General features: G+C 36.1%; 21 protein-coding genes. 17 read left to right on the top strand and 4 right to left on the bottom strand.

Annotated features, from left to right (window positions below):
* The first annotated feature begins 154 nt into the window (after positions 1-154).
* From QF004_RS04970 to QF004_RS04960, 3 genes are all read left to right on the top strand, one after another.
* Positions 155-310 (top strand): hypothetical protein, encoded by a 156-nt coding sequence (locus QF004_RS04970; RefSeq protein ID WP_307423454.1) that lies wholly within the window; start codon positions 155-157, stop codon positions 308-310.
* An 87-nt stretch (positions 311-397) separates the two neighbouring features.
* Positions 398-3,382, top strand: a complete 2,985-nt coding sequence (locus tag QF004_RS04965) for a DEAD/DEAH box helicase (protein WP_307423451.1) — start codon at positions 398-400, stop codon at positions 3,380-3,382.
* Complete coding sequence (locus tag QF004_RS04960; protein ID WP_307423615.1) at positions 3,370-3,861, top strand: DEAD/DEAH box helicase; 492 nt, start codon at positions 3,370-3,372, stop codon at positions 3,859-3,861. The genes QF004_RS04965 and QF004_RS04960 overlap by 13 nt, the downstream gene beginning before the upstream one ends.
* Before the next feature lie 81 nt (positions 3,862-3,942).
* Here QF004_RS04960 and QF004_RS04955 read toward each other — a convergent pair whose 3' ends face one another.
* Both QF004_RS04955 and QF004_RS04950 read right to left on the bottom strand, forming a co-directional pair.
* On the bottom strand, positions 3,943-4,710 hold the full coding sequence (locus QF004_RS04955) for an anti-sigma factor (protein WP_307423448.1): 768 nt from the start codon (positions 4,708-4,710) through the stop codon (positions 3,943-3,945).
* Positions 4,711-4,712: 2 nt separating this feature from the next.
* Positions 4,713-5,288 carry an RNA polymerase sigma factor gene (locus QF004_RS04950; protein WP_246012404.1) on the bottom strand — a complete coding sequence of 192 codons (576 nt, stop codon included), beginning with the start codon at positions 5,286-5,288 and terminating at the stop codon, positions 4,713-4,715.
* 153 nt (positions 5,289-5,441) lie between these two features.
* On the opposite strand from QF004_RS04950, the gene msrB reads away from it, so the two are divergent.
* The 6 genes from msrB to QF004_RS04920 all read left to right on the top strand — a co-directional run bounded on the left by msrB (position 5,442) and on the right by QF004_RS04920 (position 9,674).
* Positions 5,442-5,918, top strand: a complete 477-nt coding sequence (gene msrB / locus QF004_RS04945; RefSeq protein WP_307423613.1) for a peptide-methionine (R)-S-oxide reductase MsrB — start codon at positions 5,442-5,444, stop codon at positions 5,916-5,918.
* 83 nt (positions 5,919-6,001) lie between these two features.
* Positions 6,002-6,577: a fasciclin domain-containing protein gene (locus QF004_RS04940; protein ID WP_185145769.1), complete on the top strand. Its 576-nt coding sequence runs from the start codon at positions 6,002-6,004 to the stop codon at positions 6,575-6,577.
* Between the two features lie 145 nt (positions 6,578-6,722).
* Positions 6,723-7,322: a DUF2911 domain-containing protein gene (locus QF004_RS04935; RefSeq protein WP_307423444.1), complete on the top strand. Its 600-nt coding sequence runs from the start codon at positions 6,723-6,725 to the stop codon at positions 7,320-7,322.
* Between the two features lie 260 nt (positions 7,323-7,582).
* Complete coding sequence (locus QF004_RS04930; RefSeq protein WP_307423441.1) at positions 7,583-8,626, top strand: bifunctional transcriptional activator/DNA repair enzyme AdaA; 1,044 nt, start codon at positions 7,583-7,585, stop codon at positions 8,624-8,626.
* Positions 8,627-8,643: 17 nt separating this feature from the next.
* Positions 8,644-9,006: a nuclear transport factor 2 family protein gene (locus QF004_RS04925; protein ID WP_307423438.1), complete on the top strand. Its 363-nt coding sequence runs from the start codon at positions 8,644-8,646 to the stop codon at positions 9,004-9,006.
* A gap of 122 nt (positions 9,007-9,128) precedes the next feature.
* The gene (locus tag QF004_RS04920) at positions 9,129-9,674 is read left to right on the top strand and encodes a GNAT family N-acetyltransferase (protein ID WP_307423435.1); all 546 of its coding nucleotides are present in this window, start codon (positions 9,129-9,131) and stop codon (positions 9,672-9,674) included.
* Between the two features lie 2 nt (positions 9,675-9,676).
* On the opposite strand, the gene QF004_RS04915 is transcribed toward QF004_RS04920, so the two are convergent.
* Complete coding sequence (locus tag QF004_RS04915; RefSeq protein WP_165983168.1) at positions 9,677-9,835, bottom strand: hypothetical protein; 159 nt, start codon at positions 9,833-9,835, stop codon at positions 9,677-9,679.
* 216 nt (positions 9,836-10,051) lie between these two features.
* Between QF004_RS04915 and QF004_RS04910 the strand changes: the two genes are divergently transcribed.
* From QF004_RS04910 to QF004_RS04900, 3 genes are all read left to right on the top strand, one after another.
* A complete protein-coding gene (locus QF004_RS04910; RefSeq protein WP_307423431.1) occupies positions 10,052-11,602 on the top strand; it encodes an aldehyde dehydrogenase family protein in 1,551 nt (516 codons plus the stop codon).
* A gap of 201 nt (positions 11,603-11,803) precedes the next feature.
* Positions 11,804-13,138 (top strand): L-lysine 6-transaminase, encoded by a 1,335-nt coding sequence (gene lat / locus QF004_RS04905; RefSeq protein WP_133438409.1) that lies wholly within the window; start codon positions 11,804-11,806, stop codon positions 13,136-13,138.
* Positions 13,139-13,263: 125 nt separating this feature from the next.
* Positions 13,264-13,506 (top strand): putative signal transducing protein, encoded by a 243-nt coding sequence (locus QF004_RS04900; RefSeq protein WP_133441016.1) that lies wholly within the window; start codon positions 13,264-13,266, stop codon positions 13,504-13,506.
* Between the two features lie 135 nt (positions 13,507-13,641).
* Here the strand turns inward: QF004_RS04900 and QF004_RS04895 are convergent, their stop codons facing one another.
* Entirely contained in the window at positions 13,642-15,360 is a 1,719-nt protein-coding gene (locus tag QF004_RS04895) for an AraC family transcriptional regulator (RefSeq protein WP_307423427.1), read from the bottom strand.
* A 184-nt stretch (positions 15,361-15,544) separates the two neighbouring features.
* Between QF004_RS04895 and QF004_RS04890 the strand changes: the two genes are divergently transcribed.
* From QF004_RS04890 to QF004_RS04870, 5 genes are all read left to right on the top strand, one after another.
* The gene (locus tag QF004_RS04890; protein WP_307423424.1) at positions 15,545-15,772 is read left to right on the top strand and encodes a hypothetical protein; all 228 of its coding nucleotides are present in this window, start codon (positions 15,545-15,547) and stop codon (positions 15,770-15,772) included.
* Positions 15,773-16,132: 360 nt separating this feature from the next.
* Positions 16,133-18,562 (top strand): thiamine pyrophosphate-dependent enzyme, encoded by a 2,430-nt coding sequence (locus QF004_RS04885; protein ID WP_307423421.1) that lies wholly within the window; start codon positions 16,133-16,135, stop codon positions 18,560-18,562.
* A 646-nt stretch (positions 18,563-19,208) separates the two neighbouring features.
* On the top strand, positions 19,209-20,600 hold the full coding sequence (gene lpdA, locus QF004_RS04880) for a dihydrolipoyl dehydrogenase (RefSeq protein WP_307423418.1): 1,392 nt from the start codon (positions 19,209-19,211) through the stop codon (positions 20,598-20,600).
* Between the two features lie 70 nt (positions 20,601-20,670).
* Positions 20,671-20,967 carry a hypothetical protein gene (locus tag QF004_RS04875; protein WP_307423416.1) on the top strand — a complete coding sequence of 99 codons (297 nt, stop codon included), beginning with the start codon at positions 20,671-20,673 and terminating at the stop codon, positions 20,965-20,967.
* A gap of 191 nt (positions 20,968-21,158) precedes the next feature.
* Positions 21,159-23,102, top strand: coding sequence for an alpha/beta fold hydrolase (locus tag QF004_RS04870; RefSeq protein WP_307423414.1), 1,944 nt, complete (start codon positions 21,159-21,161; stop codon positions 23,100-23,102).
* Positions 23,103-23,125 lie beyond the last annotated feature (23 nt).

Raw genomic sequence — 23,125 nt, 5'->3', positions numbered from 1 at the left:
CTCTCGTTTCTTTTATAAATAGCTGGAATTTAAATCGTAAAATTTATTTTCAATCAAGGTAGTGGTTCTAGTTATTATCAAAAATTCCCGCATTTTTTTGATAATCAGGTCCAGCCAAAAAATCATTTTATATATTTGAAAAAACTTTTATAAAGTGGATATTAAAACCATTAAAAAATACATCAAAGACAACAGCACTCCTAACTCCAGAAGCAATTCTTATTACGTAGATCCTAAATTGGTCAGCCATTCCAACTCCCATTTTGAGTTTACTTATGAGGGAAATTCGGGATATGATTATCAGATTTGAGTCGATTTTCGAAACGGAATTAAAACTTCCTGCAATTGTCCTTTTAAAAATAATTATCCTGGAATTTGTAAACACGTCATCGCTTCTTTGAATACAATTATTGTCAAGTATGCAGATCAAATTGTAAATGCCGTCACGACTGGTCAAAACGTAGATTTGTTTGGAAATATTATTCCCGCAAAAATCATTCAAATAAAAAAAACAATTCCGGAAATAAAGTATCAGTCTGATAAAATTTTTCTGCCAGAGGCAATAATTACGGATGAAATTATTGAAGAATGTACGGTAAAACCTGATCATCGACATAAAGCTCCGGATGAACTTCAAATTGCTGAAGTTGATAAAAATGAAGTCCATTGTCAATTAAAAGGTTGGTACAGCGATAATCAGGTTTTGAAATTTGATCCCAAAACAAATCGTATCGATTTTAAATGCAGTTGTGCTAAACAAAAAAAGATGTGTGAGCATTTGGGAACAGCATTAAAAAAAATTGTAGAAGTTTTTGGCAATGATTTTTTCACCGAAAATTATTTTCAGAAAAATATGGAGAATATTGTGGTAGAAAAAGGGTTTTCGCTTGACGAAGATTATCATTCTATTTTCAATTTTCAATTGACGGCAACAGGTTTTCAGGCGAGTTACAAAGTCGATAATTTAGTTTCAGATTCTCGGGATATTTCAATTTTGGTGGAAAACGATTTGGATGATATGGCAATCAAACTGCCCGGGGTTTCCAAAGTGCCTGATGATTTTGGGTTGGGCGTTTTTTTTGAATTTTACCGAAAAGCCTTTACCAAAACAAGCCTTTTTCAGGCCAAGTATAACAAAACCAAAACCGATTTTTCTTCTTCGATAGTTCCAATTAATTCCAGCAATTTTGAGGATGCTTTAATCGTTTATGACAGCGCAGAAGAACAAAAACTGATTTTAAAATCGATCCAAATTGACCGCAGTTTGGCAAAGTTTAGGTATTCTAAAGATATTCAGTATTTGAAGAAAGCCGTTTCTGCCAATGCAGATTTTTTGAAACTGATAGAAAATAAATTCAATTATATTTTTGATTCAGGCAAAAGTTTGGTTCGCAAAAACCTTACACCAGCAAAAATTGAAAATAAAGACGTCAAATTATTTTTCAGTTTTATAGAAACGCCTTACTTCTATACTTTAAAAGCGAAATTGTGTATTGAAGGTAAAAATTACAATCTAAATGCTTCAGCATTGCAGATTTCGCCGCTTTATATTTTCCTGGAAGATCTCATTATTCCCATTACCGATGCAAGATTATCTGCTTATATTCTGCATTATCAGAAGTTTTCCGAAATTAATTACCTCAAAAAAGATACGCCGGATTTTTTTGATAAAATCATCAAACCGTTATCTAAAAAATTCGAAATTCAGTCGGCTGTTTTAAAAAAGAGCAAAGCGAAAACCGGTGAAGAATTATTAGAAAAGCAAGTGTATATTACTGATCATGAGGGCGAATTTATCGTTTTTAAACTGGCGGTTAAATATAAAGATCAATTGGTAGATGTACTTTCTACAGAGTTTTTATTTGATGAAAATCAGAAAAAATTATTGGAAAGAAATCAATCTTTTGAAGATATTTTTGTTGAGGAATTCCGGAGTATTCATCCCAATTTTGAAACACAGGAAAATATCTTTTTTCTGACTCCCGGCGAACTTTTTGAAAACTATTGGATGTTGCATTCCATCGAAAGAATGAAACAGTTGGGAATGACTGTCTTTGGCGTAAATGATTTAAAATCTTTTAAATTCAATTTGAATAAACCCGTCATTCAGGTGAATTTAAAGTCGGATATTGACTGGTTTGATATCGAAATCGACATCAGTTTTGGCAATCAAAAAGTGAATATTAAAGAATTACAGAAAGCATTTATAAAAAAGTCAAATTATGTAACGCTCGGCGACGGAACGCTTGGAATTCTTCCCGAAGAATGGATGAAAAAATTCGCCAATTATTTTAAAACAGGCGAGGTAAAGAAAAACGGCATACAAATGTCGAATTATCAGTTCGGAATTATCGATGAACTGTATCAGGAAATGGATTCGAAACCAGCTTTTCTGGAAGAACTCTATCATAAAAAAATGCGTTTACAGAACATCTCCGAAATCGAAAATATTGCCATTCCAAAAGGGATAAAAGCGAAACTTCGGGATTACCAACATCATGGTTTGAACTGGCTGGCTTTTTTAGACAAAAACCAATTAGGCGGTTGCTTAGCAGACGATATGGGTTTAGGAAAAACCTTGCAAACCATTGCTTTTTTGCAGCATCTGAAAGTAACCAATCCCAAAATTCAACCCTCGCTGATTATCGCGCCAACTTCGCTAATTTTTAACTGGCGAAATGAAATAGAAAAGTTTTGTCCGACCTTGAAAATGCTCACTTTTACAGGATTAAACAGGCATGAAAATAAAGATGATTTTAAGAAATATGACCTCATTATTTCTACCTATGGCTCATTGTTAAATGATATCGAATTTTTAAAAGATTTCAAATTTCATTATGTGATTTTAGACGAAAGTCAGGCCATTAAAAATCCAAATTCTAAAAGATATAAAGCCGTACGGTTGCTAAATTCATATAACAAAATTGCGCTTACCGGAACACCCATAGAAAATAATACTTTCGATCTGTATGCGCAGCTCAATTTCCTGAATCCCGGATTATTGGGCAATATGACCCATTTCAAAAATAATTTTTCGGACGCCATTGATAAAGAAAAAGAGGTAGATGCTTCGTTGCTTTTGAGTAAAATCATCACGCCATTTATGTTGCGGAGAACCAAAGAACAGGTGGCCACCGAATTGCCGGAAAAAACAGAAAGCATTATTTTCTGTGAAATGGAAAAAGAGCAGCGTGCAGTTTACAACACGTTCAAAAATCAATACCGCGATTATTTATTGAACAAAATTGATGAAAACGGAGTCGAAAAATCTCAAATGTATATTTTGGAAGGATTAACCAAATTGCGACAAATTTGTAATTCTACAGCATTGATTCCTTCTGAAGAAGATTTGGAAATTATTCTGTTAAACTGGAAGCTTTAATCGAAAACATCAAAGAAAAAACAGGAAATCATAAAATTTTGGTCTTTTCGCAATTCGTAAAAATGCTTCAAATTGTAAAAAACCGGTTAGAAGAAGAACATATTCATTACGAATATCTGGACGGCCAAACAACCGACCGGCAAAATCGGGTGGAAAATTTCCAGAACAATGCCGCCGTTCGCGTGTTTTTGATCAGTTTGAAAGCCGGCGGAACTGGCTTGAATTTAACCGAAGCCGATTATGTTTTTATCATCGATCCTTGGTGGAATCCCGCCGTAGAAAACCAGGCGATAGACCGCTGTTACAGAATCGGGCAGACCAAAAAAGTAATGGCCTACCGAATGATCTGTAAAGATACCATTGAGGAAAAAATTGTTTCCTTACAACAGAAAAAGAAAAATGTAGCTTCGGGTATTATCTCCATCGATGATGAGAAAAAATCATTTGATATTGATGAAGTGAAAGAACTGTTCCGATAGATGAATATCATACCATTGATAAATCCTACAAAAAAAGCGAAGAACAATTCTTCGCTTTTTACTATTTGCAAATGACGGCTTTTAAATCGTTCCCATCACATACATTTCTTCCATCGTTGGCGTAGGATTTCCGCCTTCTTTTTCTAAAGTTATTGCGAATGCCTGAGCATTATTTACCGATTTCATCTCCTGAACGGCAGAGTCTTTTTTGGCATTATACATTCCCATATCTACAGGTTTGCCATCGACAATTGCCCAAAGTTGGTATTGTTTTCCTGCAGGCGCGGCCGGCAGATTTTTGATTTCAAGAAACACTTTTTTCGAAGTATGCCAGTAAATATCAGCCAACATATTCGGATGGTTTTCTACGCCTTTCAGTTCTATTTTTCGGGAATTCATTACAATCGAATTCATTTCTTCCAAAGTGGAAACTTTAGTTGAAAGTTCCAGGTTGTTTTTTGCGATTTCCTGAAGTTGACTGTTCTTCGAGTTCACTTCATATCCCAAATAACCCAGTCCAAATAAAACGGCTACAGAAGCGGCTTTCATCCAGGCAGAGAAATTATTGTTTAAGGTATTAACTGTTCCTTTTTGTTGTAAAGGAATTGTTTCTATTTCTTCATTTCCGAATGTAATTTTACTTCGGATAAGTTCCTCTAAATGAGCAGGTGGAGTAATCGCCTGCTGAGTCGCCAGTTGCTCAAAAGTTTGCTGTGCCGCGAAGACCGCTTCCTGAACTTCTGTGTTGTTTTTCATCACACATTCCAAAATAGAAGATTCTTCGCTGGAAAGATTTCCCATCGCATAAGCTTCGATAACGCCTGATGATATGTAAGTTTTAATATCCACTTTTATTTAATGAAAAAAAATAAAAAAATAAATTTAAATTCTTTCAATATATTTTTTAGTTCTAATAATGCCGCTCTGGTTCTGGTTTTTACGGTTCCCAAAGGAATGCCGAGTTCTTCCGAAATTTCTTCCTGCGTAAATCCACCGAAATAGGCTTTGTTGATCAGGATTCTGTAATCTTCACGTAAAGTATTTACTCCTTTCTGTATTTCGTTGAACTCATGTTGCTGTTCCGTAGAAAGTGTTGCATGGTCATTTACGAAATCGGGGAGACTTTGGTTTTGTAAATCGTTCTGAAAAGATTTTGATTTTAAACGGTCGATGGCAGAATTCCTTGCAATATTCAACATCCAGGTATATAATGAAGCTTTATTAGAGTCGAAACTTTTTACAGAATTCCAGATTTTAACGAAGACATCCTGCAAAACTTCATTGGCTTCTTCTTCGTACCGGACAATCCTGATAATCACCCCATAAAGAGCGCCAGAATAATTTTTGTACAAATAATTAAAACCCTTTTCATCTCTACTTAACAGTAAAGACAGAATTTGATCTGGTGAAAGGATTTCTTTTGTCACTTATTTTATTGAAGTCCAAAAATAGTTTTTTTTATCAAGATATAAAACCAAATCGTAAAGTTCTGCGTATATCCTTTTATAATTAATAATGAAATGAAAAATTTAGTTAAAATATCAGCAATCTTTTTAGTCGGGACATTAGGTTTTCAGAAAATGGAGGCACAAAGAATTCAGAATGTAAAAGGGAAAAATATTGTGAATCCTTATTACTCGAGAACAGATACCCAAATTTTAAAAGTTCCGAATTCAACCTGGAAAAAAGTTCTGAACGCCGATCTTTATTCTGTTTCCCGGCTGAACGAAACCGAAATGGCCAATACCGGGAAGTATAATAAATTCGATGGAAGAGGAACATACTACTGCGCGGCCTGTGGAAATGCACTCTTCAGATCTGATGCAAAATTCGCAAGTACTTGTGGCTGGCCAAGTTTTTTTGAAACCATTCGTCCAAAATCAGTTATATATATAAAAGATGAGTCTTATAATATGGTAAGAACTGAAGTCCGGTGTGGAAGATGCGACGCGCATTTGGGTCACTTGTTCGATGACGGTCCAACAGCTTCAAAAAAGAGGTTCTGCATGAATTCAATTTCACTGGAATTTGAACCGATGGTGAAAAAATCGAAATAATTTCACAAAAGATAAATCCAAACATAATTCCTTCTCGTATCTCCTGATAACACATCAATTATATAACATTAAAACAATTTAAAATGAACTTTTCAAAAATCACAGCAGCGGCTTTAGCATTAACAATGACTTTAGCCATCGGGAACAACGCCAACGCTCAAACAATGGCAAAAAAAGAAAAAACAGTAATGGTCGGGGGAGCAGCAATGTATCCTACGAAAAACATCATTGAAAATGCGGTGAATTCGAAAGACCATACTACTTTAGTAGCCGCAGTAAAAGCAGCCGGATTAGTGGAAACATTAGAAAGCAAAGGGCCTTTTACAGTTTTTGCGCCTACCAACGAAGCGTTCGATAAATTACCTGCAGGAACAGTAGCCACGTTATTGAAACCTGAAAACAAAGCGACGCTTTCCAAAGTTTTAACCTACCACGTTGTTCCGGGAAGAATTTCTGCCAAAGATCTCTGGATGTGGACCAAGAAAAACGGTGGAAAATACATGGCCAAAACGGTAGAAGGAGAAAAACTGACTTTCTGGACCAAAGGTAAAGACCTGTATATTAAAGATGCAAAAGGAAATTCTGCAAAAATTACGATTGCAGATGTTAACCAGTCAAATGGCGTAATTCACGTGATCGACACGGTTTTAATGCCATAGTTTTCATAGTTTTAGTTTTTAATGGGGCCACCTGAATTTCGATTCAGGTGGCTTTATTTTTTTTTAAATTCGATATGCTATTTTTTAATATCTTTAAACCTTATTAACGTTGACTTTCAATATCTATTAATTCAAATCAGCTATTATGAAAAAATTATTCGTTACCGTCTTTTTATCGCTTTCTTTTTTGGGGTTTTCGCAGTTTAGCGTTCCTACAGCGAGTCCACGTCAGAAAGTTGAACAGCAGTTTTCACTGACTAAAATTTCTGTGGATTATGGCCGTCCTGGCGTAAAAGGAAGAAAGGTTTTCGGCGAACTCGTTCCTTACGGGAAAGTTTGGCGTGCCGGCGCAAATTCAGCGACCAAAATTACCTTTGAACAAAACGTTAACTTCGGTGGAAAAGACGTGATGGCAGGAACTTACGGTCTCTTTGTCATTCCAGCAGAAAAGGAGTGGAAAGTTATTTTAAACAAAGATTCCCAACAGTGGGGCGCTTATAGTTTTGATGAAAAACAGAACGTGGTTGAAGTTACCGTTCCCGCGCAGAAACTGAGCGACAGACAGGAATGGTTTGAGATTTCCTTAATGCCGGTTGATATCCATTCCGTTGATTTGGTCTTTAAATGGGATATGGTGAAAGCAGTAGTTCCGGTGAAAGAAGCCAAGCCCGAAACAGTCGCCAAAATCATCGACAAACTCACTGAAATAAAGCAGATTGAAAAAGAGGCAGCTGCAAAAAAATAAGTAAAGGTGAACTTCGGTTCACTTTTTTTCTATCATCAATGCTGTTTTTTTTGGGTCTTTAGGTTGTCGAAAATTCCCGATGAATTGGTTTCATAATCAATATAAAAACGGTCGCAATAATAAATAGAGATGGCGTTAAACCTGTCTTTCATCTTTCATCTATCAGCGAAGCGGTCTCTCATCTTTTTAAAAAAAATACTTGTCGGATTTTCGGTTGTCCTCAAATTTTAATTAAAATAAATTTGCTTTAAATTTACAAAATGGAACTTTCAGACCAAATCATGTATCAAGCTTCATTCGACAAAAATCCTGATTTCGAGGGTGTTTTTTGGATGGGTGTAAAAACCACCGGGATTTTTTGCCGGCCAACCTGTACGGCAAGAAAACCCAAACCCGAAAATGTGGAGTTTTTCCAAAATACAAAAGAGGCCATTTTAAAAGGATATCGACCTTGCAAAGTTTGTAAGCCACTGGAAAATCCAGATGAAACACCGGAATATATTCAGAAAATTTTAGAAGAATTAAGAGAAAATCCTTCTCTGAAATTCAAAGATTTTGATTTGATTCAGCGCGGGCTGGAACCTGCGACCATCAGAAGATGGTTTCAGAAAAATCACGGAATGACGTTTCAAAGTTTTCAAAGAATGTTCCGGTTAAATACAGCGTTTAAAAAAATACAGCAAGGCGAAAATATTATGGAAACTGCTTACAACAGCGGTTTTGAAAGTCTGAGCGGTTTTAATGAAAGTTTCAAAACCATATTTGGCGTTTCTCCCAAAAATTCGAAAACGCAGAGAATCATTGATTTAAAAAGAATCGAAACGCCCATCGGAACCATGTACGCCGCGGCAGTGGAAGAGGGAATTTGTATGCTCGAATTTACCGACAGAAAAATGTTGGAAACAGAATTCACCGATTTGGCAAAATCATTAAATGCAACGATCGTTCAAGGTGATAGTCCACATTTTAAAACTTTGGAAAAAGAGCTTTCAGAATATTTCGCAGGAAACAGAACCGAATTTACCGTTCCACTTTCTCCTGTAGGAACCGAATTTCAGAAAAGTGTCTGGAATGTTTTACTAAAAATCCCTTACGGCGAAACCTGGACGTACAGAAAACAATCTGAAGTTTTAGGTGATGCGAAAAAAGTCCGTGCCGTGGCCAATGCGAATGGAATGAACAAAATTTCTATTTTAATTCCGTGTCATCGGGTTATTGGTAGCAACGGAACTTTAACCGGCTATGGTGGCGGAATCTGGCGCAAACAGAAATTACTGGAACTGGAAAAAGCGATTCTTTTCTAAACTTAGAATGATAATTTATGAATCCTGAAGATTTAAAAAATATTGCAAAACTTTGGTTTAAAGCATTCAACGAACACGATTTAGAAAATCTCCTTGAACTTTATGATGACCAAGCTGAACATTTCAGCCCGAAATTGAAAGTTCGAGAACCTGAAACTAATGGTTTAATTCAAGGAAAAAATGCATTGCGAAACTGGTGGAAAGACTGTTTTGAAAGATTACCGACTTTGAATTATAAACTTACCAGATTAACTGCAGATTCAGAACAGGTTTTCATGGAATATACCCGACAGGTTGAAGGCGAAGAAGATCTGGAAATCGGTGAAGTATTGGAAATTAAGAATGGTAAAATTGTTTTTTCCCGGGTTTATCACGGATGAAATAATTTGAAATAAAGTTCAGTAGCGAAATTTATCAATAGGAGTGGGCTTTAGCCTGTTTGTTTTTTTAATTCAATAGGCCTTAGCCAAAACTTATTTTTATCTTTGAAAAAACATCGACTATGAATTTCTCCATTCAACCCACTTTAGAAAACGAAAATATCGAATTGCTTCCTTTAAAGGAAACTGACTTCGAAAGATTATTCATGGTAGCCTCTGATCCCGAAGTTTGGGCAATGCATCCTAATAAAGAGAGGTACAAAAGAGAAGTTTTTCATAACTTTTTCAAAGGAGCATTGGAAAGCAAAGGTGCTTTTTTAATCATTGACAAGCATTCAGAGGAAGTTTTAGGAAGTACACGGTTTTATGATTTTAATGAAAATGATAAAAGTATTTTCATCGGTTATACTTTTTACGGCACTAAATCTTGGGGAAAGAACATCAATGCAAGTGCAAAAAAAATGATGTTGGATTATATTTTTCAATTCGTTGAAAAAGTGATTTTCCATGTTGGGAAAGATAATATCCGGTCTGTAAAAGCGATGACTAAATTAGGTGCAGAAAATTTGGGTGAGGAAGAAGTGGCCTATTTTGGCGAAGCTTCGAAAACAAATGTCGTTTTTCAAATCAAAAAAGAGGATTGGAAAAGCAAGGAAACTCTTTCTTGAATTTATTTTCCACTGCAATTCTGAAATAACTCCGTACCATAATAAAATACAAAAAGCCAGGCAATTCCTTTCACGGTGAAAAAGATAAGCCCACCGATCCCTACTCGTTTGAACCACTTTTTAAATTTTGAATTTTTATCTTCAGGCTGTAAATTTTCCATGGAGAATTTTTTTCAAAATTAATACTATTATTTAAGCCTTTCAAATTTATGAATGGAAATAATGCCACTTATTTTTTTGTGGCAAAATAGTCTGTTCATCGAATTTGCGGTATTGTTTTCTAAAACTTAAAATTGTTTAAGATTCAATAAAACTCTGTTAAAATTTTTCTGATTTCAGTAATTTTTCTATCTTTAAGGATAATTCAAATAAATATTATGTCCCATACAAATCAGGATTTTGGAATCGAAAAATCCCTTTCTAATTTAGGTATTGCAAAAGAAAATAAAGGCGTCTCTTCTGGTGGAAATTACTTTGCCAATGGCGATTTACTCGAAAGTTATTCCCCAACAGACGGAAAATTAATTGCTAAAGTGATCACTGCAAATTCAAACGATTATGATCAGGTAATCGAAAAGGCTAAAAAAGCCTATTTAGAATTTCGCCAAATTCCCGCTCCGAAAAGGGGAGAATTGGTTCGTCAGTTCGGTTTAAAACTTCGGGAATATAAGGACGATTTAGGAAAACTGGTTTCCTATGAAATGGGAAAATCGCTTCAGGAAGGGCTTGGTGAAGTTCAGGAAATGATCGATATCTGTGATTTCGCAGTTGGTTTATCGCGTCAACTTCACGGTTACACGATGCATTCTGAACGTCCTGGACATAGAATGTACGAACAGTATCATCCGCTTGGAATTATTGGAATTATTTCCGCATTCAATTTCCCGGTGGCAGTTTGGTCTTGGAATACCGCTTTGGCGTGGATTTGCGGAAACGTAACCATTTGGAAACCTTCAGAAAAAACACCCCTTTGCGGAATTGCCTGTCAAAATATTATCAATGAAGTTTTAAAAGAAAATAACCTTCCGGAAGGAATTTCTACCATGATTGTGGGCGATCATCAAATTGGTGACAAAATGGTGAACGATAAAAATGTTGCCTTGATTTCTTTCACCGGTTCTACGAAAGTGGGAAGAATCGTGGGAACGAATGTTGCGCAACGTTTCGGCAAATCAATTCTTGAACTGGGTGGAAATAATGCGATTATCATTACCGAGAATGCCGATTTGGATATGTCGATTATCGGTGCAGTTTTCGGCGCAGTGGGAACTGCGGGACAAAGATGTACTTCTACAAGAAGATTAATTATCCATGAAAATTTATATGATGAAGTGAAAAACCGTCTGGTAAAAGCCTACGGACAAATAAAAATCGGAAATCCTTTAGATGAAAATAATCATGTTGGACCTTTGATTGACAAAGATGCCGTAAAACAATATCAGGATTCCATTGAAAAATGTAAAAAAGAAGGTGGGAAATTCGTAGTTGAAGGCAGCGTTTTGGAAGGAGAGAATTACGAGTCCGGTTGTTACGTAAAACCGTGTATCGCAGAAGTTCAAAACTCTTATGAAATCGTGCAGCACGAAACTTTTGCCCCGATTCTTTATATTATGAAATACAAAACTTTGGAGGAAGCAATCGCAATGCAGAACGATGTTCCTCAAGGTTTAAGTTCTGCGATTATGACCACTGATATGCGTCAGGCAGAATTATTCCTTTCACAAAATGGTTCCGATTGTGGAATTGCCAACGTGAATATCGGAACTTCCGGTGCAGAAATCGGTGGTGCTTTTGGTGGTGAAAAAGAAACTGGCGGTGGCAGAGAATCCGGTTCCGATGTTTGGAAATATTACATGAGAAGACAAACCAATACCATTAATTATACCGACAGTTTGCCTTTGGCGCAGGGAATTAAATTTGATCTGTAAAATATTAATATTTATTTGGGCAGCTGATCCGCCCTCCGTTCCCGCTTTTTTGTTCCGCTGCGCTGCACAAAAAGAGCTCCACTCAGGTCGGGCTGCAAAAGATTACAAATACAAAGATTTTTTTTAATTATAAAATAGCGTAAAATAAATTCTAACCTTGAATTTCCGACTTCGGACTTTCTGCTTTTAACTTCAAAAAATATGAACAACGCAATAGCACCTCATCCACAACCGACCAATACGGTAAAAGAAACCTTGTCCAAGCATATGCTTGCCGACGGTTTCGATTTCGTAATGGATTTTGAAAAGTCTCAGGGGTCGTGGATCCATGATAGAATTACAGGAAAAAATTACCTCGATATGTTTTCCATGTTCGCCTCGGCATCTATCGGTTACAATCATCCGTATTTAATGGAAAGATCGGCATGGCTCGGGAAAATGGCCGTCAATAAACCTACTTTAGCCGATGTTTATTCTCAGGAATTTGCAGATTTCATGACTGTTTTCGAAAGAGTGGCCATTCCCGAAGAACTGCAGTACTGCTTCTTTATCGAAGGGGGAACCATGGCCGTAGAAAATGCCATGAAAGCTTGCTTCGACTGGAAAACGAGAAAGAATTTCGAAAAGGGAATTGATCATGAAGCGGGAATTTGTATTCATTTCAAACAGGCCTTTCACGGAAGAAGTGGATATACATTAAGTTTAACCAATACTTCTGACCCAAGAAAATACCAGTATTTTCCGAAATTCGACTGGCCAAGAATCATTAATCCTCATTTGAATTTTCCGGTTACAGAAGAGAATTTGGAAGAAACCATAAAAAATGAGAATCTTGCGCTCCTTAATATTGAAGAAGCCATTCTTTCAAATCCAAATAAAGTGGCGTGTATCATCATTGAGCCGATTCAGGCAGAAGGCGGCGACAACCATTTCCGTGATGAGTTTTTTGTTGGTTTAAGAAATCTTTGTGACCAAAATGAAATTTTACTGATTTTTGATGAGGTACAGACCGGAGTAGGAATTACCGGAAAAATGTGGGCTTTCGAACATTTCAGTGCAAAACCGGATATCATTTCTTTCGGTAAAAAAGCGCAGGTTTGCGGTGTTTTGGCGAATAAAGAAAAATTCGACGAAATTCCTAATAATGTGTTCCGTGAAAGTTCCAGGATCAATTCAACTTTCGGCGGGAACTTTATTGATATTCTGAGATTTCAATTAATTTTGGAAGTTATCGAAAAGGAAAATCTGGTAGAAAACGCTCGGATTGTCGGTGAATACTTACTTCTCGGTTTACAGGGTTTAGCCCAAAAATATCCGGATAAAATTTCCAATGCAAGAGGACGCGGTTTAATGTGCGCGGTCGATTTACCCAATGGCGCAGAACGCAATAAGTTGCAGGAGCTTTTGTACCAGGAAAACGTAATTGTTCTGTCTTGTGGTGATCATTCCATCCGGTTTCGGCCACACCTGAATGTTAGCACGGCAGAAATTCAAATGGCGCTCGATAAAATCGAAGTTTGTATGGCGAAAATGTAATTATAGAAACAGATTCAGGCGGTTTTTAAATAAAACAGAGTTTGAATTCCTATTAATTTTTGATTATTAATGAATAAATTACAATTATTTTGTTGTAACTTTAACAATCGAAAATGAAATGAAATATGGAAAGAGAAACGAGAGTCGCGGTTTTTGAAAGTGAGAAACCGTCTGAAATTCAATTGGTAAAATCAAAACTGGAAGCACAAGACATTACAAGTTTTTTAATTGATAATTATATGTCTTTTACTACCACGCCCACTGCAAACACAGTTCGGTTAATGGTCAATTTATCAGATGAGCAGAAAGCATTGGAAATTATCGATAAGATGCTCCGGGAAATGGAATTTAACCCCAATAATAATTAATAACAGCTAAAACCAAGTTCATATTTTTAAATTTTACGTTTTACAGAAATCGAAATCTTGGAAAAGATTTCGATTTTTTATTGTCAAATCCGGCTACAATCCAAAAACGTCTGAAAAAGATGAATTGGAAATTGACTACAGTTTGTCTTTCATCATTTTTATAAATACAGACGGTTTTAAATCGAATTTCCTGCGGAAATTATCCGAAAAATTTTCGGTACTCGAAAATCCTGCAATTCTGGCAAGTTCCTTTACATCCATATTGATATATTTTACATCATTTTTAAGATGATCAATAATATAATCTAACCGGAGATCGCTAATATAAACTGCAAAATTTTTCCCTTTATAGGTATTGATGATTTTTGAAAAATAAGTGGAGTTTGTTCCCAACTCTTCACTCAAAGATTTTTGGGAAACCTGTGAATCCAGAAATTTATTTTCATTTTCAAAAAGTTCCAGTTGCTTTAAAATATTTTCGACAAAAATTGGATTGAGTCCAGCTATTTTATTGTAAAACTCATAATCGAATTTCTGCTTATAGTCAGGAGAATCTGGAATTAGTTTTTCTTGTGTGGTATTACCTGTATTTTGTTGGGCAATAATTTCTTCGAATCTCTTTTTATAATTTTGTTTTTCCTTTTGAATACGGAAACCAAAAAACAGAAAAACAAACACCAAAATTATAAATAAAGCCACAAAAATAATTCTTTGGTTTTTAAGCGTACTTTCAATCCTGTTTTTTTCTGATACTAATTTTTTGGTATCATATTCTTTAACGATCCTTCCATAAAGATATTTGTAGTTTTTCTCGTAAGATCTGTCCAGGATCATTAGTTTATTAATGTACTCCAGTTGCTTTTCTGTATTTCCGACGGAATTATAATATTTAATCAGGATCTCATAAGCAGATCTGAACTGCGGATCCAGCTTTTTGGTTTTGGTATAATATTTATCGATTTCCTCCAGATATTTTACCGCCAATTTTTTTTTGCCAATATGCCAATAAGAAAGTCCCAAATAGAAAACTTCGGTATTATGCTGCCACTGATCATTATATAATTGAATGGCTTCAGAAAGTTTGGAAATGGCAGTCTCATAATTATTGGAATAGTAGGAAATCAAACCTTCCGAGGTAATAAAATAGGGAATGTACTGATTGAGCTTGTTTTTTTTGAGATAGTCAAAAGCTTCTTTCAAAAGTATTTTGTTTTCTTTAAATTTTCCAAGTTTTGTATTGGAATCGATAAGACTCATCAGCGAATAAATATAATACATCTGATAATTTTTCCCCAGAGATATTTTGTTTGTTAAATTATCTTTAAAAAATTGTAAGCATATTAGAAGCTCTTTATTGGCATCTTCATACTGACCGAGGTAAATTTTATTTTGAGCAATATAATAGATCGTTTTATTAAAAATGTAGGCATTACCCGATTCCTGAGATAATTTGTTGGCCACCAAAATATCATCGAGGGCTTTTTGGTAAAATTCTTCAGACATATTGATGTTACCTCTGTTAAGATAAGCGTCTAACAGTATTTTTTTTATGCCGGATTTTTCCCCAATACCTAATGCACTGTCTGCGTATTTTATATTTAATGGATAAGTGCTGGTTGTACTTGCATATCGGTATGCATAAAAAAGGGCTTCGTTATTCTGGTCTTTTTTAGATTTTTTAATATAGAAAGTTATGAGTTCCCATCTTTTTGTAGGATTGTTGCTGGAATTATCAATTCTTTTTTCAATTTCCTCATTACTTAAATCGGATTTTGATAGACTTTGAGCATGAAAGTTTGATAAAAAAAACAAGTAAAAAAGAAAAAGAAGAGGGAAAGTGTATTTCAGCTGCATAAACCTTAATGAAGTGATTAGTAATGATATAAGATTTTTTAAGTCATTTGTTTTACAATAATACTGCTATTTTTTTAAAAAAACAGTACTTAATTTATAATTTGCTTGTCATTTTTTATAAACTAACGGTTTGTTTTATTGGTTCATAACTGCATTCCACAATACATTTGTAAAAATTAAACGAATGAAAAAATTTGCACTTATCGCAGCAGTAGTTTTTACTACAATTACATTACAATCATGCAGACAGTCTGACGATGTATTATCACCGGAAGAAGCAGCAACTTTACAGAGAGTTCAGGATTCCACAACTGTTTTATTACAACAAGATAGTTCTAGTACAACTGCTGAAGAAACAAATAATGCAGCTTCTGAACTTGAAGGAGAAATTGCAGCACCACCAAGAAAATAACCCCCTAAACTAAATAATTTTTTTTTCATCATTTGTGTTGGTTCTTCCGCGGATTTATTCGCGGAAGAATTGTTTTGAGGATACTTTGTATTTTATTTTAAATGAGATTTAACTTTTCTTTAATGTACACCTAGTTTGTCATAAAAGGACAAAGGCTTGTAATGGTCGCAATTTAATCACTAACGCAGAAATCTTTTTAAGAGATGACTTGATTTTTATCATTATTTAATGTGATATGTTCAACATACTGATTATCAAATTTATAAAAAAGGGTGCTGAAAAATAGAATATTATCAAAAAATAAAATTCTAATTTTAAAAATTCAATTCATTTATTTATCTTTGTGAAAATTCAGCTTTTATGGAAACGACCTATATTGAAACTCAGCAGATTACTTTTCAGGACTTTAAAAACCAAATCTTAGAAGATTATAAACTGGGCAGAATTTCCAGAGAAATGTCTTACCTCGGAAGAAGGGAAGTGTTGACGGGAAAAGCAAAATTCGGAATCTTTGGAGACGGTAAAGAATTGCCGCAATTGGCCATGGCAAAGGTTTTTAAAGATGGCGATTTCCGGTCGGGATATTATCGTGACCAGACTTTTGCATACGCCATTGGTGCGATAACGGTTGAGAATTTTTTCGCCCAATTATATGCAGATACGAGCATTGAGCGTGAACCAGCTTCTGCGGGTCGACAAATGAACGGCCATTACTCCACCAGAAGTTTGAATGAAGATGGAAGTTGGAAAGACTTAACAAAACAAAAAAACATATCCTCTGATATTTCTCCTACCGCCGGACAAATGCCAAGATTATTAGGATTGGCGCTGGCTTCTAAAGTTTATAAAACTGTTGAATTCGCTGGTTCAGAAAAATTTTCAAATAAAGGAAATGAGGTCGCTTTCGGAACAATTGGTGATGCCTCAACGGCAGAAGGGCATTTTTGGGAAACCTTAAATGCTGCCTGCGCTTTGCAGGTTCCGATGATTACTTCGATTTGGGATGACGGTTACGGAATCTCGGTTCCTACACACAACCAAAGAGCCAAAGCAGATATCGCCGAAATGCTTTCAGGTTTCCAAAGAAAAGAAGGTGAAAATCAGGGTTGTGAAATTATTCAGGTAAAAGCGTGGGATTATCCTTCCTTATTAGATGCTTATGCACGCGCAGAACATTTTGCAAGAACAGAAAGTGTTCCTGTTGTAGTACATGTTATCGAAGTTACGCAACCGCAAGGACATTCAACTTCCGGTTCACACGAAAGATATAAAGATGAAGACCGCCTGAAATGGGAAGGGGATTTCGATGGTTTGGTAAAATTTAAAGAATGGATCCTGGATTATTCGATTGAAATTGAAGGCAGTGAACAACAGTTAGCAACCGTTGAAGAATTAGAGAAAATTGATTCGGAAGCGAAGAAATTTGTGAAAGACGGTCAGAAAAAAGCATGGGAAAATTATCAGAAAACGATTCAGGATTTAAAAGAAACTGTTGTTCCTTTGGTTGAAAATTTAAAATCTCAAAATATTGAAGTTGCCGCAGAATTAGAAAAATTCAATAAAGTGATTTCTGTAGCGAAAAAAGATATTTTCCATTTGGTGAGAAAATCTTTATTGTTGACAAGAACAGATCAAACTTCAGAAAGACAAAATCTTCATAAAAAATTTGAAGAGATTTTCGCAGTGGAAAAAGACAACTATTCTTCTCATTTATATTCTCAGTCAGAATGGAAAGCAACCAATGTCAAAGAAGTTGCACCCGTATTTTCTGACGCTTCGGAAACGGTCGACGGCAGAGTAGTCGTCAGAAATAATTTCGATAAAATTTTTGAAAAATATCCGGAAACACTCATCTTTGGTGAAGATGCGGGAAATATTGGTGATGTCAACCAAGGTTTAGAAGGCCTTCAGGAAAAATATGGCGATTTGAGAATCGCAGATACCGGAATTCGTGAAGCAACAATTCTGGGACAGGGAATCGGAATGGCAATGCGTGGCTTAAGACCAATTGCAGAAATCCAGTATTTGGATTATATCCTGTATTGTCTGCAGGGAATGAGCGACGATTTAGCAACCGTTCAATACCGAACCAGAGGCGGACAAAAAGCACCGTTGATTATCAGAACACGTGGCCACCGATTAGAAGGAGTTTGGCATTCAGGTTCTCCGATGGCGGGAATTATTAATCTCTCAAAAGGGATTTTAGTCCTCGTTCCGCGTAATTTAACAAAAGCGGCTGGATTTTATAATACCATGCTTCAGGCAGATGAGCCGGCTTTAATTATCGAATGTTTAAACGGTTACCGATTAAAAGAAAAGCAACCTGATAATCTTGGAGAATTTACGGTTCCGGTAGGAAAAATTGAAGTAACGAAAGAAGGAAAAGATGTTACTTTAGTTACTTACGGTTCAACCTGGAGATTGGTCATGGAAGCCGCTCAGGAATTGGAAAAAATCGGAATTTCTGCGGAAGTGATCGATATTCAGTCGTTAATTCCATTCGATCTGAGTCATGAAATTTCCGAAAGTGTGAAGAAAACCAACCGTTTGGTAATCATCGATGAAGATGTAGAAGGTGGGGCCTCGGCGTTTATTCTTCAGCAGATTATGGAAAAACAGAAAGCGTTCAGATACCTGGATTCCGATCCGTTAACCATTTCTGCAGAAAATCACCGTCCGCCATATGGAAGTGACGGCGATTACTTCAGCAAACCTAGTGTTGACGATATGGTCGAGAAAATTTACGGATTGTTTACAGAAACGAATCCTGAAAAATTCCCGAAGATTTAGGAGCGGGATAATTTTTAAGTAGTAATTATTGCTTTGTTATGTTTTATTGAAACTTTTTGTTTCGGTAAAATTTAGAAAGCTACAGGAACTTCCATCTCCAAAAATATAAACTTATTCACAGAAAACAGCGAAAATTAATTTTTCGCTGTTTTTTTTAACTTTGAATTATATTTTAAAGATTCAAATTAAATTACTACCTGTATGCCTTGTTTTTTCATCTCAATTTCCTGTACGGGAAAGAAACTGCAGTAAAAATACCTTTTACCGGAAAGCTTTTTTGGTTATTTTCATTTCTCTTATTCTACCTGTTTTTCAAAAATAAATTTAATTTTTACTCAAAAATATCACTGTTTTATGGTTTTCCGTAAGGAAGTTTTGGCGGGGTGCTTTACATTTGTCGGAAATAGAAAAGCGATACCATTTTACAACACACCGAAGCTCCAGAGAAAGCAAATCCTCAACAAAAACACAACTTTATTATAATCAGGCGGAATCTGGAGCTGATGGTGAAAAGCTTAATATTTATCCAATAGTTTTTTCTTCAAAGTTGTTTATTCTTGCGAAAAACCCACAGTATTTAATTCCTCGGTATGCTATAAATATAAATCGCAAAATTTTCCGTAAATTCGCATCAAATTTTTAAATAATGAACTACGATATTATTGTTATTGGGAGTGGACCTGGTGGTTACGTTACGGCAATTAGAGCCGCACAGTTAGGTTTCAAAACGGCCATTATCGAAAAAGAAAACCTGGGCGGAATTTGCTTAAACTGGGGGTGTATCCCAACCAAAGCATTGTTGAAATCTGCGCATGTTTTTAAATATTTACAACAAGCCGAAAATTACGGTTTAAATAAAGTAGAAAATCCAGGTTTTGATTTTTCTAAAGTCATCCAGAGAAGTAGAGGAGTTGCCACGAAAATGAGTGGTGGAATCGCTTTCCTGATGAAGAAAAACAAGATCGATGTGATCATGGGAACAGCCAAAATTCAAAAAGGTAAAAAAGTTTCTGTAACCGATAAAGACGGAAAAGCAACTGAATATTCAGGACAGCATATTATTATCGCAACTGGCGCGCGTTCCAGAGAATTGCCAAACCTTCCACAAGATGGAAAAAAAGTGATCGGATACAGACAGGCGTTGAATCTTCCTGAGCAACCAAAATCGATGATCGTTGTCGGTTCAGGTGCGATCGGAATTGAGTTCGCTGATTTCTATAATACCATGGGAACCAAAGTTACCGTTGTTGAATTCATGCCAAACATTCTTCCCGTGGAAGATGAAGATACTTCAAAACACGTTGAGAAATCTCTGAAAAAATCAGGGATTGATATCATGACCAACGCTTCCGTAGAATCTGTGGATACTTCCGGAAACGGCGTAAAAGCAACCGTAAAAACAGCAACCGGAAATATTACTTTAGAAGCAGATATTTTACTTTCAGCCGTTGGAATTGCTTCCAATATTGAAGGTCAAGGTTTCGAAGAAGTAGGAATCCAGACTGATAAAGGAAAAGTTTTGGTGAACGAATGGTACGAAACTTCTGTTCCGGGCTATTATGCGATTGGTGATATTTTGCCAACGCAAGCTTTGGCGCACGTTGCATCTGCAGAAGGAATTACGTGTGTGGAGAAGATCAAAGGTCTTCACGTAGAAAAGATCGATTACGGCAATGTTCCGGGCTGTACGTATTGTCATCCAGAGATCGCTTCTGTAGGCTTAACCGAAAAACAGGCGAAGGAAAAAGGCTACGAACTGAAAGTAGGTAAGTTCCCGTTCTCAGCTTCCGGAAAAGCCACTGCCAACGGAGATACCGATGGTTTCATCAAAGTGATCTTCGATGCGAAATACGGCGAATGGTTGGGTTGTCACATGGTCGGCGACGGCGTTACCGATATGATTGCAGAAGCAGTTGTAGCGCGTAAATTAGAAACCACCGGTCACGAAGTGTTGAAAGCGATTCACCCACATCCAACGATTTCAGAAGCTGTGATGGAAGCCGTTGCCGCCGCTTATGGCGAAGTGATTCACATCTAAAATAAACGATATTTTTATATAGAAAACTCCAGTGATTCGCTGGAGTTTTTTTATTGAGAAACTGTTTTAAGTGGAGGGATCATCAATAAACTCACAGCACTTTCTGCCGGGATTCTTTGCAAAGCCCACAACGGCGCAAATAGGAATCAATAAAAATGAGGTAAAAACTCTTCCGCAAATTGTAGAAATCATTCCGCAACGTGCAGAAATCATTCCGAAAGGTGTAGAAATGGTTCCGCAACGAGTAGAAATGGTTCCGCAACGTGTAGAAATGATTCCGCAAGATGCAGAAATGATTCCGCACATTGCAGAAATGATAAAACAACCTTGCGCATTCGTTTCTGTAGTGGATTATCTGTATAGGTAGTCGATTGCTTGTAATGTTTACAATGAAATATCAATAATATTACAAAATACTGAAAATAAAATCTGAAATATAGAAAAGCAAATCCCGTTCGCACATCATTCCGACTTTGAGCCAATACAAACAAACCGCAACCACAAATTATGCTTTTTTTAATTCCCAAAAATTCTTATCTTAACATCAAATTATAATATATGCACCTAAAATCTTTTATTCCGGTTTTTTTGTTGACTGGGGCAGCATTTTTTGCTCAAACTAAAAATGATATTGTCGTTCCTAATGAAAATTTGATAACTGAGAATATTCCAGCGATACCGAAAAGTTTAAATCAAAAAATTAAAAAATATTCAGAAAGCAGAAGCGCCAACTTTACCGCAATTCATCCCAACGGTAAGGAGTTGATCATGGTCACCAGATTTGCTTCTACCAATCAATTGCATCATTTATCAAAAGCATTAGGCAATAGAAAACAAATTACTTTTTTTGACGAACCTGTGAATTCCGCAGATTACGAACCAACGGAAGGAAAATACTTGGTCTATTCTAAAGATATTGGCGGAAATGAATTCGGACAACTTTTCAGATTAGATTTAAACACCATGGAATCCACGCTTCTAACCGATGGCGGCAGATCCCAAAACGGCGGAATGCGTTGGAAGAAAGACGGTTCTGGTTTTTACTTTTCTTCAACCAAAAGAAATGGCGGCGACCGGGATATTTATTTTATGAATCCATTAAAACCTGAACAAACCAAATTGATTCTGGAATTGAAAGGTGGCGGCTGGGGAATCAGCGATATTTCAGCGGACGGCAAAAAACTTATCGTCAGCGAATATGTTTCGGCGAACGAATCTTATCTGTATTTATTAGATACAGAAACAAAAAAGCTGGAACCAATCACCGATAGAACTGAAAAACAGATCGTTCAAAGCAGCGCTGAATTTGCAAAAAATTCTGACGAGATTTGGTATGTGACCGACCGTGATAATGAGTTTGACCGTTTGGCTTTGATGAATTTAAAAACGAAAAAAATCACTTATTTCACCACCAATATTCCGTGGGAAGTTTCTGATTATGCGTTATCGAAAGATAAATCCAAAATCGTTTTTAAAACCAATGAAAGTGGTTTGAATAAGTTATATTTAATGGATACTGCAACCAAAAAATATTCAGAAATAAAAGGTTTACCGATTGGTTTAATCAATAATATAGAATTTACAGACGACGGAAAATCCCTCTTTTTCTCACAGTCAACTTATGATTCTTCCTCTGATATTTATCGTTTAGATTTAGCCACGAAAAACATCGAAAGATGGACGGACAGCGAACAGGGCGAAATGCAGAAAAGCGATATGGCTCAACCGAAATTGATTGAATGGACGAGTTTTGACAAGATGAAAATCTCCGGATTTTATTATCCTGCTTCTAAAAAGTTTACCGGGAAAAGACCAGTGATGATCAATATTCATGGCGGTCCAGAAGGTCAGTCGATGGCGTCATCTTTAGGTGCAAATAATTATTATACCAATGAAATGGGCGTTGCTTTGATTTATCCCAATGTTCGGGGTTCTTCAGGTTTCGGTAAAACGTATATCGCGAGTGACAACGGTTTCAACCGAATGAATTCTGTAAAAGATATCGATGCTTTATTGGATTGGATCGCCAAGCAACCGGAACTTGATAAAGATCGTATTATGATCATGGGCGGAAGTTACGGCGGTTTTATGACGTTGGCTACGGCGTATGAATATGCAGACCGAATCAGATGTTCTGTGGATGTGGTGGGAATTTCAGACTTTAATACCTTCCTGAAAAACACCGAAGAATACCGGCGTGATTTAAGAAGAGCAGAATATGGCGACGAACGTGATCCGAAAATGAGTGAGTTTTTCACCAAGATCGCTCCTTTAAATAACACCGATAAAATTAAAAAACCAATGTTCATCATCCAGGGAACCAATGATCCAAGAGTTCCGGTGACGGAGGCAATGCAAATGCGTGATAAACTGAAAGCGCAGGGAAATACGGTTTGGTATTTAGAAGCTAAAAATGAAGGACACGGTTTCCGTAAAAAAGAGAACGTGGATTTTCAGAGATTGGCAGTAATTCAATTTATGCAGGAATATCTTTTGAAATAGAAAGAACATTATAAAATTCAAAT

This window comes from Chryseobacterium sp. MDT2-18, assembly GCF_030815285.1.
Classification (GTDB): Bacteria; Bacteroidota; Bacteroidia; order Flavobacteriales; family Weeksellaceae; genus Kaistella; species Kaistella salivictor.
This window is presented reverse-complemented; position numbering and strand designations above follow the sequence as displayed.

Excerpts from the sequence above, each read along its gene's own strand:
- QF004_RS04920 (WP_307423435.1), top strand. The coding sequence starts at position 9,129 with ATGAATTTCTCCATTCAACCCACTTTAGAAAACGAAAATATCGAATTG.
- QF004_RS04910 (WP_307423431.1), top strand. The coding sequence starts at position 10,052 with ATGTCCCATACAAATCAGGATTTTGGAATCGAAAAATCCCTTTCTAAT.
- msrB (WP_307423613.1), top strand. The coding sequence starts at position 5,442 with ATGGAGGCACAAAGAATTCAGAATGTAAAAGGGAAAAATATTGTGAAT.
- QF004_RS04935 (WP_307423444.1), top strand. The coding sequence starts at position 6,723 with ATGAAAAAATTATTCGTTACCGTCTTTTTATCGCTTTCTTTTTTGGGG.
- QF004_RS04940 (WP_185145769.1), top strand. The coding sequence starts at position 6,002 with ATGAACTTTTCAAAAATCACAGCAGCGGCTTTAGCATTAACAATGACT.
- QF004_RS04930 (WP_307423441.1), top strand. The coding sequence starts at position 7,583 with ATGGAACTTTCAGACCAAATCATGTATCAAGCTTCATTCGACAAAAAT.
- QF004_RS04885 (WP_307423421.1), top strand. The coding sequence starts at position 16,133 with ATGGAAACGACCTATATTGAAACTCAGCAGATTACTTTTCAGGACTTT.
- QF004_RS04895 (WP_307423427.1), bottom strand. The coding sequence starts at position 15,360 with ATGCAGCTGAAATACACTTTCCCTCTTCTTTTTCTTTTTTACTTGTTT.
- QF004_RS04870 (WP_307423414.1), top strand. The coding sequence starts at position 21,159 with ATGCACCTAAAATCTTTTATTCCGGTTTTTTTGTTGACTGGGGCAGCA.
- QF004_RS04900 (WP_133441016.1), top strand. The coding sequence starts at position 13,264 with ATGGAAAGAGAAACGAGAGTCGCGGTTTTTGAAAGTGAGAAACCGTCT.
- QF004_RS04925 (WP_307423438.1), top strand. The coding sequence starts at position 8,644 with ATGAATCCTGAAGATTTAAAAAATATTGCAAAACTTTGGTTTAAAGCA.
- lpdA (WP_307423418.1), top strand. The coding sequence starts at position 19,209 with ATGAACTACGATATTATTGTTATTGGGAGTGGACCTGGTGGTTACGTT.
- QF004_RS04890 (WP_307423424.1), top strand. The coding sequence starts at position 15,545 with ATGAAAAAATTTGCACTTATCGCAGCAGTAGTTTTTACTACAATTACA.
- QF004_RS04915 (WP_165983168.1), bottom strand. The coding sequence starts at position 9,835 with ATGGAAAATTTACAGCCTGAAGATAAAAATTCAAAATTTAAAAAGTGG.
- lat (WP_133438409.1), top strand. The coding sequence starts at position 11,804 with ATGAACAACGCAATAGCACCTCATCCACAACCGACCAATACGGTAAAA.